General features: G+C 67.2%; 22 protein-coding genes. 11 read left to right on the top strand and 11 right to left on the bottom strand.

All coding sequences use genetic code 11. From position 1 onward, the window contains the following. Positions 1 to 160: transposase domain-containing protein (locus tag Q0579_RS13270; protein ID WP_298813188.1), on the top strand; the 160-nt coding region annotated here is incomplete at its 5' end. A 77-nt stretch (positions 161 to 237) separates the two neighbouring features. Here Q0579_RS13270 and Q0579_RS13265 read toward each other — a convergent pair. Continuing rightward, positions 238 to 582 (bottom strand): glycine zipper 2TM domain-containing protein, encoded by a 345-nt coding sequence (locus tag Q0579_RS13265; protein WP_298813147.1) that lies wholly within the window; start codon positions 580 to 582, stop codon positions 238 to 240. A gap of 173 nt (positions 583 to 755) precedes the next feature. Between Q0579_RS13265 and Q0579_RS13260 the strand changes: the two genes are divergently transcribed. Next, complete coding sequence (locus Q0579_RS13260; RefSeq protein ID WP_298813145.1) at positions 756 to 1,718, top strand: esterase-like activity of phytase family protein; 963 nt, start codon at positions 756 to 758, stop codon at positions 1,716 to 1,718. 104 nt (positions 1,719 to 1,822) lie between these two features. On the opposite strand, the gene rpmB is transcribed toward Q0579_RS13260, so the two are convergent. Both rpmB and Q0579_RS13250 read right to left on the bottom strand, forming a co-directional pair. After that, a complete protein-coding gene (gene rpmB / locus Q0579_RS13255; RefSeq protein WP_093005311.1) occupies positions 1,823 to 2,122 on the bottom strand; it encodes a 50S ribosomal protein L28 in 300 nt (99 codons plus the stop codon). After that, positions 2,101 to 2,301, bottom strand: a complete 201-nt coding sequence (locus Q0579_RS13250) for a hypothetical protein (protein ID WP_298813141.1) — start codon at positions 2,299 to 2,301, stop codon at positions 2,101 to 2,103. The genes rpmB and Q0579_RS13250 overlap by 22 nt, the downstream gene beginning before the upstream one ends. Between Q0579_RS13250 and Q0579_RS13245 the strand changes: the two genes are divergently transcribed. Together Q0579_RS13245 and Q0579_RS13240 are read left to right on the top strand one after the other, a co-directional pair. After that, entirely contained in the window at positions 2,300 to 2,536 is a 237-nt protein-coding gene (locus tag Q0579_RS13245) for a hypothetical protein (protein ID WP_298813139.1), read from the top strand. The genes Q0579_RS13250 and Q0579_RS13245 overlap by 2 nt on opposite strands. 64 nt (positions 2,537 to 2,600) lie before the next feature. Then, a complete protein-coding gene (locus Q0579_RS13240; RefSeq protein ID WP_298813186.1) occupies positions 2,601 to 3,029 on the top strand; it encodes a nucleoside deaminase in 429 nt (142 codons plus the stop codon). A 150-nt stretch (positions 3,030 to 3,179) separates the two neighbouring features. On the opposite strand, the gene Q0579_RS13235 is transcribed toward Q0579_RS13240, so the two are convergent. Further along, a complete protein-coding gene (locus tag Q0579_RS13235; protein WP_298813137.1) occupies positions 3,180 to 3,863 on the bottom strand; it encodes an OmpA family protein in 684 nt (227 codons plus the stop codon). A gap of 210 nt (positions 3,864 to 4,073) precedes the next feature. On the opposite strand from Q0579_RS13235, the gene Q0579_RS13230 reads away from it, so the two are divergent. The 5 genes from Q0579_RS13230 to gmk all read left to right on the top strand — a co-directional run bounded on the left by Q0579_RS13230 (position 4,074) and on the right by gmk (position 8,566). After that, a complete protein-coding gene (locus Q0579_RS13230) occupies positions 4,074 to 5,369 on the top strand; it encodes a hemolysin family protein (RefSeq protein WP_298813135.1) in 1,296 nt (431 codons plus the stop codon). Between the two features lie 31 nt (positions 5,370 to 5,400). After that, positions 5,401 to 6,507: an S-(hydroxymethyl)glutathione dehydrogenase/class III alcohol dehydrogenase gene (locus tag Q0579_RS13225; protein ID WP_298813132.1), complete on the top strand. Its 1,107-nt coding sequence runs from the start codon at positions 5,401 to 5,403 to the stop codon at positions 6,505 to 6,507. Positions 6,508 to 6,546: 39 nt separating this feature from the next. Continuing rightward, positions 6,547 to 6,951: a VOC family protein gene (locus tag Q0579_RS13220; protein ID WP_298813130.1), complete on the top strand. Its 405-nt coding sequence runs from the start codon at positions 6,547 to 6,549 to the stop codon at positions 6,949 to 6,951. Next, the gene (fghA, locus tag Q0579_RS13215) at positions 6,948 to 7,805 is read left to right on the top strand and encodes an S-formylglutathione hydrolase (protein ID WP_298813128.1); all 858 of its coding nucleotides are present in this window, start codon (positions 6,948 to 6,950) and stop codon (positions 7,803 to 7,805) included. Before Q0579_RS13220 ends, fghA begins: the two co-directional genes overlap by 4 nt. A 104-nt stretch (positions 7,806 to 7,909) precedes the next feature. Continuing rightward, the gene (gene gmk / locus Q0579_RS13210; RefSeq protein WP_298813126.1) at positions 7,910 to 8,566 is read left to right on the top strand and encodes a guanylate kinase; all 657 of its coding nucleotides are present in this window, start codon (positions 7,910 to 7,912) and stop codon (positions 8,564 to 8,566) included. Between the two features lie 10 nt (positions 8,567 to 8,576). On the opposite strand, the gene Q0579_RS13205 is transcribed toward gmk, so the two are convergent. Genes Q0579_RS13205 through Q0579_RS13195 form a run of 3 tightly spaced genes read right to left on the bottom strand, consistent with a single transcriptional unit; the run spans position 8,577 to position 10,137 of the window. Then, positions 8,577 to 9,257: an ATP12 family protein gene (locus Q0579_RS13205; RefSeq protein WP_298813124.1), complete on the bottom strand. Its 681-nt coding sequence runs from the start codon at positions 9,255 to 9,257 to the stop codon at positions 8,577 to 8,579. Next, on the bottom strand, positions 9,254 to 9,460 hold the full coding sequence (locus Q0579_RS13200; RefSeq protein ID WP_298813122.1) for a hypothetical protein: 207 nt from the start codon (positions 9,458 to 9,460) through the stop codon (positions 9,254 to 9,256). The genes Q0579_RS13205 and Q0579_RS13200 overlap by 4 nt, the downstream gene beginning before the upstream one ends. Then, the gene (locus Q0579_RS13195; protein ID WP_298813184.1) at positions 9,457 to 10,137 is read right to left on the bottom strand and encodes an HAD-IA family hydrolase; all 681 of its coding nucleotides are present in this window, start codon (positions 10,135 to 10,137) and stop codon (positions 9,457 to 9,459) included. The genes Q0579_RS13200 and Q0579_RS13195 overlap by 4 nt, the downstream gene beginning before the upstream one ends. A gap of 205 nt (positions 10,138 to 10,342) precedes the next feature. Between Q0579_RS13195 and Q0579_RS13190 the strand changes: the two genes are divergently transcribed. After that, positions 10,343 to 10,543: a hypothetical protein gene (locus Q0579_RS13190; protein WP_298813120.1), complete on the top strand. Its 201-nt coding sequence runs from the start codon at positions 10,343 to 10,345 to the stop codon at positions 10,541 to 10,543. Between the two features lie 54 nt (positions 10,544 to 10,597). On the opposite strand, the gene Q0579_RS13185 is transcribed toward Q0579_RS13190, so the two are convergent. The 3 genes from Q0579_RS13185 to Q0579_RS13175 form a co-directional block, all read right to left on the bottom strand. Beyond that, positions 10,598 to 11,698, bottom strand: a complete 1,101-nt coding sequence (locus Q0579_RS13185; RefSeq protein ID WP_298813118.1) for an RluA family pseudouridine synthase — start codon at positions 11,696 to 11,698, stop codon at positions 10,598 to 10,600. Continuing rightward, a complete protein-coding gene (gene crcB, locus Q0579_RS13180; protein ID WP_298813116.1) occupies positions 11,695 to 12,069 on the bottom strand; it encodes a fluoride efflux transporter CrcB in 375 nt (124 codons plus the stop codon). Before crcB ends, Q0579_RS13185 begins: the two co-directional genes overlap by 4 nt. 128 nt (positions 12,070 to 12,197) lie before the next feature. Next, positions 12,198 to 12,989, bottom strand: a complete 792-nt coding sequence (locus Q0579_RS13175) for a hypothetical protein (protein ID WP_298813114.1) — start codon at positions 12,987 to 12,989, stop codon at positions 12,198 to 12,200. A gap of 81 nt (positions 12,990 to 13,070) precedes the next feature. On the opposite strand from Q0579_RS13175, the gene Q0579_RS13170 reads away from it, so the two are divergent. Next, complete coding sequence (locus Q0579_RS13170; protein WP_298813182.1) at positions 13,071 to 13,292, top strand: hypothetical protein; 222 nt, start codon at positions 13,071 to 13,073, stop codon at positions 13,290 to 13,292. Positions 13,293 to 13,348: 56 nt separating this feature from the next. Here Q0579_RS13170 and Q0579_RS13165 read toward each other — a convergent pair whose 3' ends face one another. Next, positions 13,349 to 13,909: a glycine zipper 2TM domain-containing protein gene (locus Q0579_RS13165; protein ID WP_298813112.1), complete on the bottom strand. Its 561-nt coding sequence runs from the start codon at positions 13,907 to 13,909 to the stop codon at positions 13,349 to 13,351. Positions 13,910 to 13,960 lie beyond the last annotated feature (51 nt).

The following is a 13,960-nucleotide window of genomic DNA, read 5'->3' as shown; positions in this document are numbered from 1 at the left end:
GGGCGGGCACCGCGCCGCCAGCATCTACAGCCTAGTGGAAACCGCCAGGCTCAACGGCGTCGACCCCGAGGCCTGGCTGGCCGACACCATCAGCCGCATCGCAGACCATCCGGCCCGACGCGTCGCTGAACTGCTGCCGTGGAACTACCGGCCCGTTTGAGGTGACGCCGTCACCGGACGCTTACGGAGAGGGCGGCGCGGGAGAGCTTCAGCCCATCACCGCGCCGACCAAAGACGTTAGCGGCAGTACCGCGGATTGTTCGACTTCTCGATCGCATTGCCCGCAACCGCGCCACCGACGCCGCCGAGCACCGTGCCGAGCGTGCGGTCACCGCGACTGTCGATCGTGCGGCCCAGCAGACCACCCGCGATCGCGCCGACGATCGTACCCGTCGTGCCGCCCGAGCAGCGACGGTTATAGTTGTAGCGACGATTGTCGTAGCGACGATCATAGTCGCGGTAGCCGTCACGATAGTTGCGCTCGTAGCGGTGGCCGTAGCGCTGCGCTTCAGCAGCCATCGGGGTCAGCGCGGCGCTGCCCATCGCGAGGGCGGAGACGGCGAGGGTCAGGTTCTTGAACATGGTACGAACTCCCGTTCTTCGTGAAACTTGCCGACGGGATCACCCCGTCGTTGAGGTGCTTATGGGTGATTCGCATTGAGCCGAGCCTGAATGCGCTCGTTATCGCTCGTTCATGCTGGCGGGTGCGCGGGTGCGGGTAGGCGGCCCAATCGCACGCCCCTAAGAGCGAGCGGGTGAAATGGCCCTTGTCGATCGCATTGGTGCTTGCGCTGGTCCCCGGATGGACCGGCCTCGACAGACTGCCGCTGATCGCACCAGACGCGGTTGTCCATGCCGCTGCCTACGTGCCGGAAGGCGGCTGGCCGCGCCGGATCGGTGCGTTGACGCCGGTCGGCGCGCTGCGTTTGTGGTCGCGCGATCCCGCCTTTGGTGGCTTCTCGGCCCTATCAATCCAAGACGGCGTGGCGACGGCGCTGAGCGACGGCGGCAATTACGTGCGTTTCACGATCGCGGACAGGCGGCTCACCACGCGGGCCGCGGGCTCGCTACCGGCGGGACCGGATACCGGCTGGGCGAAGGAGAGCCGCGACACCGAGTCGCTGGCGATCGATCGCGCGGAAGGGCGCGCCTGGATCGGGTATGAACGCGCCAACGCGATCTGGCGCTATTCCGCCGACCTTTCCCGCGTACAGGCGCATGTGGCGCCGCGCGCGATGCGCAAATGGCCCGTCAATGGCGGACCCGAGTCGATGGTGCGGCTGCACGACGGTCGCTTCGTCGTCATCAGCGAGCAGTCGCGTGCAAACGGCAGGCGCAGCGTGCGCGAAGCGCTGATCTTCGGCGGTGATCCGACTGCGCGCGCAGTGACGATCGACCGGTTCCGCTATCGCCCGCCGACCGGCTACAATCCCAGCGACGCCGCGGTGCTGCCGAACGGCGATCTGCTGGTGCTTAATCGGCGTTTCAGCCGGTTGCGCTTCTATGCCGTGCTGGTGCGTATCACGGTTGCCGACATCAGACCCGATGTCACGATCGCGGGTCGGGAGATCGCGCGCTGGGATCCGCCGCTGCTCGGCGAAAATCCTGAAGGTTTGGCAGTTACGCAAGAGCGCGGGCGCACGATGCTGTGGATCGTCACCGACAATGATCTCGCCTGGTATCGCCCGACGCTGCTGATCAAATTCCGTCTGGATTAATTGCCGACGCGAGGGATAAACATCTTACGTAGGTGAGCGCTAACGCGAAGCGGCCCGCCATTCGCTGAATGGCAGGCCGTTCGAACACCGTGCAATCGGAGGCGTTAAGCGGCGACCGGCTCCGCGGCGCGCTTCTTGACGATCTCGCGCTTCAGGCGACGCGCCTTCAGCGACAGCTTCTCGTCGTTGGTCTTGACCAGCCAGTTGTCGAGACCGCCGTTGTGCTCAACCGAGCGCAGGCCGTTGGTCGACACGCGCAGACGGACCGAGCGATCGAGCGCGTCGGAGATCAGCGTGACGTTCTGCAGGTTCGGCAGGAACGTGCGCTTGGTCTTGTTGTTGGCGTGGGAAACGTTGTTACCCACCTGCCGGCCCTTGCCGGTCAGCTCGCAGATGCGCGACATGGTTGAAATCCTGAAATACGGTTGCCCGGAAAGCCGGTCTCGATAGTGGCGAAGTCGCGCGCGGTCAAGTCGTGGGCTATCAGGTCGCACGCGCCCTTCGCTCGCCAAATCAGGTGATCTGCAACCCGCGCGAGCATGTCGCGTTGTTGCGGCAGCGAATCGACGGGGAGAATGATCATGCGCTCGTTTCTGGTGATGCTGGGCATCGTTGCGCTGGCGGTCCTCGCCGCGATGCTGACAGGATTCCTTCGTTTCGACCAGACGCAGCCGGCACAATTGCCGCGGCTCGAAGGTGGGCAGGCGCCCAAGTTCAACGCCGACGTAGGCCGCATTTCGATCGGCACGGAGAACAAGACGGTCGCCGTGCCCGACGTCAAGGTGCAGAAGCCCGGTGAAGCCGCACCGCAGCAGTAAGCGCTGACTTCCGCGACACGCCTGATTGCGGCAGGGCGGTGCGATGTTTCCGCTACCCCCTGCGATGCGTGCCGCGCTCGACGCTGCCGGCGACGCCGCGCGCGCGGGTGAGGTGCCGGTCGGGGCGGTCGTCGTTCACGCCGGCAAGATCGTCGCGATCGCCGCCAACGCGCCGCGCGCGCTGCTCGATCCGACCGCCCATGCCGAGATGCTCGTCATCCGTCGCGCCGCGCAGGTGCTGCAACGCGATCGGCTGGGCGACTGCGATTTGTGGGTGACACTGGAGCCGTGCACTATGTGTGCCGGTGCGATCTCGCACGCGCGGATCGCGCGACTTTATTTCGGGGCAGACGACGAGAAGGGCGGCGCGGTCGCGCATGGTGCGCGCTTCTTCGCGCAACCCACCTGTCACCATCGTCCCGAGGTGTTCGCCGGTATTGGTGAGCGGGAAGCCTCGGCGCTGCTGCGCGACTTCTTTGCCGCGAGGCGGTGAGCGCAGACCACGGACGAGGGGGCGCTCCGCCAGTCGCGGAGGTGGCGGTCGCATTGCCCTGTTCGACTCACCAACAGTCCAAAACGAGAAGGAGCGGCGTGGCACATGCGCCACGCCGCTCCATTTAGTCCGACCGTGGAAGCATTCGCCTCAGCGCGGTGGCAGATCGTTCTGCGAGATCGGTACGACCTTGATCTCGACGCGGCGGTTGGCGGCGCGGCCCTGCTCGGTCTCATTCGACTCGATCGGCTGCGTCTCGCCGAAACCCTTGGTGGCGATGCGCGCCGACTGAACACCGTGGCTCGACAGGTAATCCGCGACCGACACGGCGCGGCGTTCCGACAGATCCTGGTTGTACGCGTCGCTGCCGGTCGAATCGGTATGTCCGTACACGTCGATATAGGTGTTGGGATAATCGGCCAGCACCGAGGCGACCTTGTCGAGCGTGGTACGGAACTGCGGCTGCACGTTGGCCGAATTATACGCGAAGTTGATGCCCGACGGGATGTTCAGCAGCAGGTCGTCGCCCTGGCGCACGACCTCGACATCGGTGCCTGCGGTGCGCGCGCGCATCTCGCGCTCCTGCTTGTCCATGTACGCGCCGATCCCCGCGCCCGCGATGCCGCCGATGCCCGCGCCAAGGATCTTCTCGGTCCGGTCGCGGCGACCACCGACCAGGTCGCCGAGCAGATAACCGCCCAGCGCACCGCCGATGCCACCGATCGCAGTCTTGCTGATGCGGCGCTCGCCGGTTTCCGGATCGGTGGTGCAGGCGGCGGTGGTGACGAGCGACAGCGTCGCGGCGGCGGCGAGGAACTTGGACGGCAGCTTCATTCTTCTCCCTTTCATCAAGATCATTCGCCCGAAACGGGACGATGCCGGTGATTGTTCCGGTTGTGCACTGATGCCGCCGGGCTGAACGCGGGCTGACGGAGCAGGCGCGGGCACGTCGTCGGTGGCGTGGGTCGATCGCGTGGATCGATCGCGCGGTAAGAGAAAGCGGATTGTTCGCGAGGCACTTTGCCGCCAATGGTCACGGCAGCCATGTTACCGCCGTTCCCCTGGTTCGACGTCCTGATCATTCTCGCGCTGGTCGCGCTGAATGGCGTCTTCGCGATGAGCGAGCTCGCGATCGTGTCCGCGCGCAAGGCGCGGCTGGAGGCGATGGCGCGCAGCGGCCGGCGCGGTGCCGCGGCGGCGATCAAGCTCGCGTCCGATCCCGGCAAGTTCCTGTCGACCGTGCAGATCGGCATCACGCTGATCGGCATCCTGGCGGGCGCCTATTCGGGTGCGAGTCTCGGCACGCCGACCGCGGCGCGACTGGAGCTGCTGGGGCTGTCGCACCATACCGCGGAGACGGTCGGCTTTGCGCTGGTGATCGGGCTGACCACCTACGCGTCGCTGATCATCGGCGAGCTGGTGCCCAAGCAGATCGCCCTGCGCTCGCCCGAGACGATCGCGTCGATCGTCGCGCTGCCGATGACCTATATCGCGACCGCGACCAAGCCGCTTGGCTGGCTGCTCGACCAGAGCAGCGCGCTGATCTTTCGCCTGTTGCGGCTGAACCGCGAGAACGAGGATCAGGTGACGGCCGAGGAGCTGCACCTGATGGTCGCTGAGGCGAGCAAGTCGGGCGTGATCGAGGAGCATGAGCGTTCGATCATCTCGGGCGTGGTGCGGCTCGCCGACCGCCCGGTGCGCGAGGTGATGACGCCGCGCACCGAGGTCGACTGGATCGACATGACGCTGGGCGAGGCGGAACTGCGCGCCAAGCTGCTTGCCTCGCCGCACAGCCGCCTGCCGGTGTGTGACGGGTCGATCGACGCGGTGGTTGGCGTCGTGCAGGCGCGCGACGTGGCGGCGGCGCTGTTCCGCGGCGAGGCGCTCGACCTCGCCCGGCTGGTGCGCAAGGCGCCGGTGGTGGTCGATCAGATCGATGCGATGGATGCGCTCGACGCGCTGCGCCGCGCCGACGTGCCGATGGCGCTGATCCATGACGAATACGGCCATTTCGAAGGCGTGGTGACGCCGGCCAACCTGCTGGCGGCGATCGCGGGCGAGTTCGCCTCGGATGCCGACCCGGACGAAGCGCCCAATGTGGTCGAGCGCGAGGATGGATCGTTGCTGGTCGCAGGCACAATGGCGGCGGACGCGCTGGCCGATCGGCTGGGAATCGAGCTGCCCGACGATCGCGATTACGCGACGGTCGCGGGGCTGGCGTTGGCCGCATTCCGCAAGCTGCCGGGGGAGGGCGAGCATTTCGAGGAACAGGGCTGGCGGTTCGAGGTGGTCGACCTCGACGGCCGGCGCATCGACAAGTTGCTGGTGAGCGCGGCCTGAGGTCGCGCGGCGAGAAATTGAAGGAACGCTCATGAAAACTCGTGCAGCCGTCGCATTCGAGGCGAAGAAGCCGCTGGAGATCGTCGAGCTCGACCTGGAAGGGCCGAAGGCCGGCGAGGTGCTGGTCGAGATCATGGCGACCGGCATCTGCCACACCGACGCCTATACGCTCGACGGATTGGACAGCGAGGGGCTGTTCCCCAGCGTGCTCGGGCATGAGGGGGCGGGCATCGTGCGCGAGGCGGGCGCGGGGGTGACGAGCGTCGCAGTCGGCGACCACGTGATCCCGCTCTACACGCCCGAGTGCCGTCAGTGTAAGTCGTGCCTGAGCCAGAAGACCAACCTGTGCACCGCGATCCGCGCCACGCAAGGCAAGGGGCTAATGCCCGACGGGACGACGCGGTTCAGCTACAAGGGCCAGCCGATTTTTCATTACATGGGCTGTTCGACCTTCTCGAACTTCACCGTGCTGCCTGAGATCGCGGTCGCCAAGATCCGCCCCGATGCACCGTTCGACACGAGCTGCTACGTCGGTTGCGGCGTCACCACCGGCGTTGGCGCGGTGGTTAACACCGCCAAGGTGGAGCCCGGCTCGACCGTGATCGTGTTCGGGCTCGGCGGGATCGGATTGAACGTCATCCAGGGCGCGAAGCTCGCCGGCGCGCTCAACATCATTGGCGTCGACATCAATCCTGATCGCGAGGAATGGGGTCGCCGCTTCGGCATGACCGCGTTCGTCAACCCCAAGAACGTCGGCGACGTGGTGCAGCATCTGATCGCGATGACCGATGGCGGCGGCGACTACACCTTCGATTGCACAGGCAACACGGTGGTGATGCGGCAGGCGCTGGAAAGCGCCCATCGTGGCTGGGGCGAGTCGATCGTGATCGGCGTAGCGGAAGCGGGCAAGGAGATCGCCACGCGCCCGTTCCAGCTCGTCACCGGGCGCGTGTGGCGCGGCACCGCGTTCGGCGGCGCACGCGGGCGCACCGACACGCCGAAGATCGTCGACTGGTACATGAACGGCTTAATCGAGATCGACCCGATGATCACGCACCGGTTGACGCTGGACGAGATCAACAAGGGGTTCGACCTGATGCACGCGGGCGAGTCGATTCGCAGCGTGGTGATCTACTAACGCCGCCGATCCGAGCGGCCATAAAAAGGGAGAGTGACGATGTTCAGCCACATGATGGTCGGGTCGAACGACCTGGATCGTTCCAAGAAGTTCTACGATCACCTGTTCGCGTCGATCGGCGGCAAGCCCGGGTTCCAGGACCCGAAGGGCCGGCTGATCTACAGCCACAACGGCAGCCTGTTCCTGGTGACCAAGCCGATCGACGGCGAGGCCGCGACCCACGGCAACGGCAGCACGATCGGCTTCACGGTTGACGGTCCCGAACAGGCGGATGCGTGGCACAAGGCGGGGGTCAAGGCGGGCGGCACCGCGATCGAGGACGCGCCAGGCGTGCGCAGCGGCAGTGGCATGAGCCTGTACCTCGCCTATCTGCGCGACCCCGACGGCAACAAATTGTGCGCGCTGCACCGGATGCCGGCGGCCCAGACGCCCGCTGCGGCGTGAGCGAGGAGCAGGCAGCCGTGGCGGGGCTGGAGACGGTAACTCAGGTACGGTCGCACGGCGGGGTGCAGGGCGTGTACCGCCACGCCTCCGCCGCGACGGGCACGGACATGACCTTCTCGGTCTTCGTGCCCGAGCACGCGGCCGGCGAGCGACTGCCGGTGCTCTGGTATCTGTCGGGGCTGACCTGCACCCACGCTAACGTCACCGACAAGGGCGAGTTTCGCCGCGCCTGCGCCGAGCAGCGCGTGATCTTCGTCGCGCCCGATACCAGCCCGCGCGGGGACGACGTGCCCGACGAGGATGCGTGGGATTTTGCGCAGGGCGCGGGCTTCTACGTCGACGCGACCGAGGCGCCGTGGTCGGCCAATTTCAACATGTGGCGCTACGTGACCGAAGAACTGCCCACGCTCGTCGGCCAAGCGTTCCCGGTCGACATGGCGCGGCAGGGGATCACCGGTCATTCGATGGGCGGGCACGGCGCGCTCACGGTGGCGCTGCGCCATCCCGATCGGTTCCGCTCGGTGTCCGCCTTCGCGCCGATCGTCGCGCCGACCCAGGTGCCATGGGGCAGCGCGCTCGACCGCTACCTGGGTGACGATCAGGCGATGAAGCGGCGGCACGACGCGGTGGCGCTGATCGAGGATGGTGCGCGCGTTTCCGAGTTGCTGGTCGATCAGGGTAACGCGGACAATTTCCTGTACGAGCAATTGCGCCCCGAGCTGCTCGCCCGCGCCTGCGCTGACGCCGGCATCGCGCTCGAGCTCAGGATGCAGCCGGGCTACGATCACAGTTACCTGTTCGTGTCGACCTTCATGGCCGATCACGTCGCCTGGCACGCCGCGCGGCTGCGCTGAAGTCGCAAGCGGGGCGTGTCCGCTGCGCTACGCCGACCGCGCAACCGTGCGGTTGCGGGCGCGTGCGACTTGACGCCGCGGCACCGCGCGGGCCAGAGGCGCGCATGGACGGCACCCCCCACCCCGACACCCACAATTTCAAGCGACGCGGCGTGCTGTTCGTGCTGTCCTCGCCGTCGGGCGCGGGCAAATCGACGATCGCGCGCAAATTGCTGGCGAGCGAACCCGAATTGTCGCTGTCGGTGTCGGCGACGACGCGCGCGATCCGGCCGGGTGAGGAGGACGGGCGCGACTATCACTTCGTCTCGCTCGAACGCTTCCGCGAGATGGTGTCCGCCCACGAGTTTCTCGAATGGGCGCACGTGTTCGACCAGCGCTACGGCACGCCGCGCGCACCGGTCGAGGAGATGCTGGCCGCGGGCAAGGACGTGCTGTTCGACATCGACTGGCAGGGCGCGCAACAGCTCCATCAGATCGCGGGCGGCGACGTGGTGCGCGTATTCATCCTGCCGCCGTCGATGGAGGAGCTGCACAAGCGCCTGCTCAATCGCAACACCGACGCGATCGAGGTGATCGACCGCCGCATGGCGCGTGCGTCGAACGAGATCAGCCACTGGGACGGTTACGATTACGTGCTGGTCAACGACGATGTCGAGCAATGCTACGCGCACGTCCGCACCATTCTGGCCGCAGAGCGCCTCAAGCGCTCGCGTCAGACCGGGCTGATCGGTTTCATCCGCAAGCTGCGGACCCCCGCCTGAGGGGCACGCTTTAGAGCAGTGACAGGAACCGTGCGGCGGCGTCGTATTCGCCGCGGCGATGTGCGCGTGCCTGGGCCGCCAGGCTGTCCTCGCCCCAATGCTCCGCCTGCCAATCCTCATCGACGTGCGCCGCGTCCCATAGGGTGTCCGCGTCGATGGCCCCCTCGGTGAGCGCGAGCGTGCCGACCAGCGTGCCGGTGATCGTCACCAATGGCGACAGCGGCACCAGCGCGAAGGCGTTTCGCGCTGCAACCGCATCGCTCAGCCGCTGCACCGTAGCGGCGGGCTGCGCGTGGTGGACGATGCCCGCGACCGGCTCGAAATGCACGTCGTACCGCTCGCGCGCCCAATGGAGCAGCGGGTCCCATGCGGCGGCCTGCCGCTCCGCGAGCTCCGGTGGTTGATCGGCACGGTAGTAGAACAGGTCGCTATCGGCGTAAGCCGCGATGCCACGCGCGAAACCCACCACGTCGGGCGCGACGCGGTCGATCGCGGCATTGGCGAGCCCGGTCAGCGGCATGGTTCGCGGATCGATCGTGTCGCCGACCGCGCGCCATTCATCCGCCACCGCATCGGCCAGGGCCGCGCTCGGTAGCGCCAGCGGCGCTCGACCAGGCGTGCGCACCGGGCGATCATCCAGGCGCACCACGTGCTCAGCGTCGATCGCGACCTCGCGCCAGAACCGCTTCATTGCGGGCTCCGCCAGCGCGCGGCGAGCGCGCGGGGCACCGTTGCGAGCATCCACAGCGCCGCCAGCACGATCACAATCCCGAGCACCTTTGGTCCGGTCGTCTCCGCGCGCCCGACCAGAAGTACGCCCAACACCGCACCGAAGCTGCCGATGATGCGCACCGCCGACAAGGCCGCCCAACGCGGCAGCGCGGGATCGCTCATGCCGTAGCCTCAGGCACCATTGCAGCCGCTAGATCACAATAGCGGTGCACAACCGCGTGCGCCCCGCTCGCGTGCAGTACCGCTTCGTCGTGATAGCCCCAGGTGACCCCGATCGCGCGCACGCCCGCGGCGCGCGCCATCTCCATGTCGTAACTCGTGTCGCCGATCATGACCGCCAGATTGGGATCAGCGCCGGCCTCCGCCAGCGCGGCGTGGATCATCGAGGGATGCGGTTTCGACGGGTGACGATCGGCGGTCTGAAGCGTGACGAAGCGCGTCGACAACCCGTGATGTGCGAGCACGTGGGCGAGCCCGCGGTCTGACTTGCCGGTCGCCACCCCGAAGATCCATCCTTCGTCGGCCAGCTCGTCGAGCGCGTCGACCAACCCGTCGTACAGCGGCTCCGCGTCGAGCAGACCCTCGGCGCGCATATGTTGGAACGCGGTCTTGTAATCGTCCGCAACCGCTGCGTGGAAGCCCGCGTCGGCATCGGGGGCGAGCGCGGCGACGGCTTCGACCAGGCTCAGCCCGACGATGCCGCGGATCGCCTCACGCGAGGGCGCGTCGACGCGCACGCCCGCGAACGCCGCCTCCATCGCGCGGCAGATGTTGGCATGGCTGTCGACGAGCGTGCCGTCGCAGTCGAAGATTGCGAGGCGGGCAGGAGCGTGCGGCATGCCACGCCGTAGCAGCCACGCACCCGCTTTGTCATCGCCGACGCGGCGTCCACAATCGTCAACCATCACGAACGATCCGCGTGCAGGCGGCAAGGCGTTGGGATGACGCGATGAATGTAACGAAGGGTGCTAGGTTCGCTAACCTGGATATGATTAACGGTCGCGCGACCGCGGGGAGATGGGCGGTCTGAGCGGGTGATGTTCGATGTTCGGTGCGGTTGCCTTTACCTACGGCTTGTTGATGACCTTCGTCATGTCGGGTGCGTCGCGCAATGCGAAGCAGCGCCGCCCGAACCCCGCGATGCTGACCGCGATCGGTTACGTACTGGTCGGCATCACCAGCGCGGCGTCGCTGCTGTTGTTCGGCTATGCGGGCTGGACCTATCTGGGCAGCGGCGCGGTCTGACGCGGGCAGGTCGAGGCGAAGGAATATCCGTTAGCCTCGACCTGCATCAACCGATCAGCCGTCGCGACTGCCGCGTCCGCGTCGTTCGCCACGCCGCGCCTTGCGCACGCCCTTGGCATGCGCGCGCGCCTTAGCCTTCTGCTCCTCGCGCGTAGGCGGCACGAAGTCGTTGATCGGCATGGAATTGCCCGCCATTTCCTCGAAGCCCAGGCTCGCCAGGCTCTCGGCGAAATGCTGCGGCAGCTCCGCGGTCACGTCGATCTCGCCGCCGTCGGGATGATCGACACGGATGCGGCGCGCGTGGAGGTGCATCTTGCGGCTGATCCCGCCGGTCAGGAACGCCGCGGGGCCGCCGTATTTGCCGTCGCCGACGATCGGGTGGCCGATCGCCGCCATGTGGACGCGCAACTGATGCGTGCGCCCGGTCAGTGGTTGCAGCTCGACCCAGCAGGTGCGATTGCCCGCGCGTTCGATCACGCGGTAGCGGCTTCGCGCGGCCTGACCCTCGGCCTCATCGACGTGCATCTTCTCGCCGCCGGTGCCGGGCTGCTTGGCGATCGGCAGCTCGATCATGCCGTCGTCGATCGAGGGAACGCCGACGACCAGCGCCCAATAGATCTTCTTGGCGGTGCGGCCCGAGAACGCCTTGGCGAAGGAGGCCGCAGCACGCGAGGTGCGCGCTACCAGCAATGCGCCCGAGGTGTCCTTGTCGAGCCGGTGGACCAACTTGGGGCGACCGTCAGCGTCGTCCTGCAATGCGTCGAGCAGGCCGTCAACGTGCGTGGTGGTCTTGGTACCGCCCTGCGTCGCGAGGCCCGGCGGCTTGTTGAGCACCAGCGCCTGCGCGTCGCGGTGAATCACCATTTCCTGCGCGAACGCCTGCTCGTCCGCGGTGAGGGGCGTGCGCTCGCGCTGCGGTCGCGCGGCCGTGCGCGCCGCCTCGACCGGCGGGATGCGCAACGTTTGCCCGGCCTGGACGCGGTCGCCTGGCCCAACACGCGCGCCATCGAGGCGAAGCTGTCCGGTGCGCGCCCATTTGGCGACCGTGGTGAAGCTTGTCGCGTCGAGGTGACGCTTGAACCAGCGGTCGACGCGGATGCCGTCGTCGTCGGGCGCGATGACGAACTGACGGACGTTCTCGACGACCTTGTTCATGCCGCCACCCGCACGATCGAGAGGCCGGCGAACAATGCCGCGATCGACCCGATCACGGAGACGAGCACGTAGCCGAGTGCCGGCGCCACCGCGCCGCGCTCGATCATCGCGACGGTGTCGAGCGAGAAGGACGAGAACGTGGTGAACCCGCCGAGCACCCCGATCGCCAGGAACAGCCGCCATCCCTCTGGCGCGGACACGCGCGCGAGCAGGCCGGTGAGCAGCCCCATCAGCAGACCGCCCAGCAGATTGACGGTCATCGTGCCCCACGGCCAATCAGGACCGAACAAAGATAACGTGAAACGTCCGGTCAGGTAGCGCCCGGCCGAGCCGAGCGCGCCGCCTGCCATGACGGGAATAAGCGCGTTCATCACCGCGCCCTATCGCGAAACGTCCGCGAAAGAAATGCGCGTCACTGGGCCGCGCCGTCTAGCTGCGTACTGACAGGCACTCAGACGAGGACAGAGTCGGCGGCCGTCCGCGCCGCGATCATGCGCGTTCAGCCACCGTCAGCCATCAGGTCGACATCGGTGCCACCGTCCGCACGCGCGCGCATCGTCGCCATGAACGTGCCACCGCCGCGACGATTGCCCGCGAGTACGTGTTCGGCCCCGTCGGCGTGGTGCTCGGCGCTATACCCCGCGCCCGATGCCTTGGTGTAATACCAGTCGAGCAGGCGCTGCATCGGCGCCGCGCTCGAGAAGCTGACGACGCGCAGCGCGCAGCCTTGCCCGTCCGCGCCCGCGGCCTCGGCGACGCGAGCATCGGGGTAGAGCGGAAGCCCACGCGGCAGTCGATTGGCCCAGCCGGCCGAATAGTCGACGTTGGCGGCGCATTGCCCGACGCGGCCGCCCTGCGCCTCGGCGAGAGCGCCGAGCGTCAGCGACTGGCGCGCGATCGCGCACTGCCGGCAGTTACCGGTCGGGGCGGGTGCGCTGCGCAGCGTTTCGCCAGGTGAGGTGGTCAGCGCGGCAGGCTGCGCGTGCGCCGCGGCGGCGATGTCGACCGGCGGTACCGCGCCGCTTCGCGGTTGCGTCGGCGGACGGATGGTGTCGGCGTTCGCCTGTTGCACCAGGGCCGGGTCGACCATGATCTGGTCGCGCAAAGCGGCCGTCAGCGCCGGATCGGCCGCGGGTACCGACGCTGCGGTGCTCGTTGCGAGTGCCGCGGGCGCGGGTGAAGCCGCCTCATCGGGCGTGTCGCCGCAACCGGCGAGCGCGAGCATGGAGAAGAGAGGCAGGAGGAAGCGGGTCATCGGGTCCATCGCGGTGCGAATGATCCACGGCTTCATGCAACACCGCCGATTAAGGAACAGTGTGACGAAATGTGTGTCACTCTTGCAAGACACCGACTGGCGGGCCACATCGGCGTCATGTTCAACATCCTCTCGATCCTGATCGGCCTTGTCGCGCTGGTGCTCGGCATCGTGCCGTTCCTGCCGTTTTTCGCCTGGGGCTACTGGTTCGTCATTCCAATCGCGATTGTTGGAGCGGCGGTCGGCGCGCTCTCATCGTCGAACTCGGGCCGTAACCTGAACCTCATCCTGATCGTGATCTTCGCCGCGCGATTGATGCTGGGCGGCGGTATCATCTGAGACGCGCAAAAGGGCCCGGCGTTACACCGGACCCTTTCTGAAACGCATAGGTCAAATCAGCGGCAGCGGACGTTGCCGCGATCGACCGACTGGCCGAGCAACGCACCGCCACCCGCACCGATAAGGGTGCCGAGCAGGCGCGAGCCGCCGCCCGCGATCACGTTGCCGAGCGCGCCGCCTGCAAGACCGCCGACGACCAGCCCGGTCGTGCCATCGTTACGGCGGCAATAATAGCGGTTGTCGCGGCCGCGATAGATTCGGTCGTTACGGCCGAGCGCTCGCTCCTGATAGTAGCGGCCATCGCGGTAGTAGCGGTCGGCATAATAGCCGCGCTGACCCGGCTCGAACCGATTGTAGTCGTAGCGGTTGCTCTGCCGCCAATCGCGTACGTCGTTGCGATAATCGCGGCGCGCGTCGCGCACGTTCTCGCGATATTCTCGGCGGGCGTTGCGCACATCGCGGCGGCTGTCAGCGTCGCGCAGATCCTCACGATATTCCTGACGCGCATCGCGCACGTCGCGGTTGTACTCGCGCCCGGCCTGATACGGGTTCTGGGCGAGGGCGGGCGTGGTGCCGAGCGCGGTAGCGGCAATGGCCGCGGCAAGCATGATACGCATCAAACAACTCCGTCGTCAGTGATGAAACAAGAACCCCCGCTCTCGTCGTCG

The sequence above is a fragment of the uncultured Sphingomonas sp. genome, assembly GCF_936927845.1.
GTDB lineage: Bacteria > Pseudomonadota > Alphaproteobacteria > Sphingomonadales > Sphingomonadaceae > Sphingomonas.
This window is presented reverse-complemented; position numbering and strand designations above follow the sequence as displayed.

Coding starts and splice junctions, on each gene's coding strand:
- Q0579_RS13265 (WP_298813147.1), bottom strand. CDS start 582: ATGTTCAAGAACCTGACCCTCGCCGTCTCCGCCCTCGCGATGGGCAGC.
- rpmB (WP_093005311.1), bottom strand. CDS start 2,122: ATGTCGCGCATCTGCGAGCTGACCGGCAAGGGCCGGCAGGTGGGTAAC.
- Q0579_RS13245 (WP_298813139.1), top strand. CDS start 2,300: ATGCGCTCGTTTCTGGTGATGCTGGGCATCGTTGCGCTGGCGGTCCTC.
- Q0579_RS13250 (WP_298813141.1), bottom strand. CDS start 2,301: ATGATCATTCTCCCCGTCGATTCGCTGCCGCAACAACGCGACATGCTC.
- Q0579_RS13240 (WP_298813186.1), top strand. CDS start 2,601: ATGCGTGCCGCGCTCGACGCTGCCGGCGACGCCGCGCGCGCGGGTGAG.
- Q0579_RS13235 (WP_298813137.1), bottom strand. CDS start 3,863: ATGAAGCTGCCGTCCAAGTTCCTCGCCGCCGCCGCGACGCTGTCGCTC.
- Q0579_RS13230 (WP_298813135.1), top strand. CDS start 4,074: ATGTTACCGCCGTTCCCCTGGTTCGACGTCCTGATCATTCTCGCGCTG.
- Q0579_RS13225 (WP_298813132.1), top strand. CDS start 5,401: ATGAAAACTCGTGCAGCCGTCGCATTCGAGGCGAAGAAGCCGCTGGAG.
- Q0579_RS13220 (WP_298813130.1), top strand. CDS start 6,547: ATGTTCAGCCACATGATGGTCGGGTCGAACGACCTGGATCGTTCCAAG.
- gmk (WP_298813126.1), top strand. CDS start 7,910: ATGGACGGCACCCCCCACCCCGACACCCACAATTTCAAGCGACGCGGC.
- Q0579_RS13205 (WP_298813124.1), bottom strand. CDS start 9,257: ATGAAGCGGTTCTGGCGCGAGGTCGCGATCGACGCTGAGCACGTGGTG.
- Q0579_RS13200 (WP_298813122.1), bottom strand. CDS start 9,460: ATGAGCGATCCCGCGCTGCCGCGTTGGGCGGCCTTGTCGGCGGTGCGC.
- Q0579_RS13195 (WP_298813184.1), bottom strand. CDS start 10,137: ATGCCGCACGCTCCTGCCCGCCTCGCAATCTTCGACTGCGACGGCACG.
- Q0579_RS13190 (WP_298813120.1), top strand. CDS start 10,343: ATGTTCGGTGCGGTTGCCTTTACCTACGGCTTGTTGATGACCTTCGTC.
- Q0579_RS13185 (WP_298813118.1), bottom strand. CDS start 11,698: ATGAACAAGGTCGTCGAGAACGTCCGTCAGTTCGTCATCGCGCCCGAC.
- crcB (WP_298813116.1), bottom strand. CDS start 12,069: ATGAACGCGCTTATTCCCGTCATGGCAGGCGGCGCGCTCGGCTCGGCC.
- Q0579_RS13175 (WP_298813114.1), bottom strand. CDS start 12,989: ATGAAGCCGTGGATCATTCGCACCGCGATGGACCCGATGACCCGCTTC.
- Q0579_RS13170 (WP_298813182.1), top strand. CDS start 13,071: ATGTTCAACATCCTCTCGATCCTGATCGGCCTTGTCGCGCTGGTGCTC.
- Q0579_RS13165 (WP_298813112.1), bottom strand. CDS start 13,909: ATGCGTATCATGCTTGCCGCGGCCATTGCCGCTACCGCGCTCGGCACC.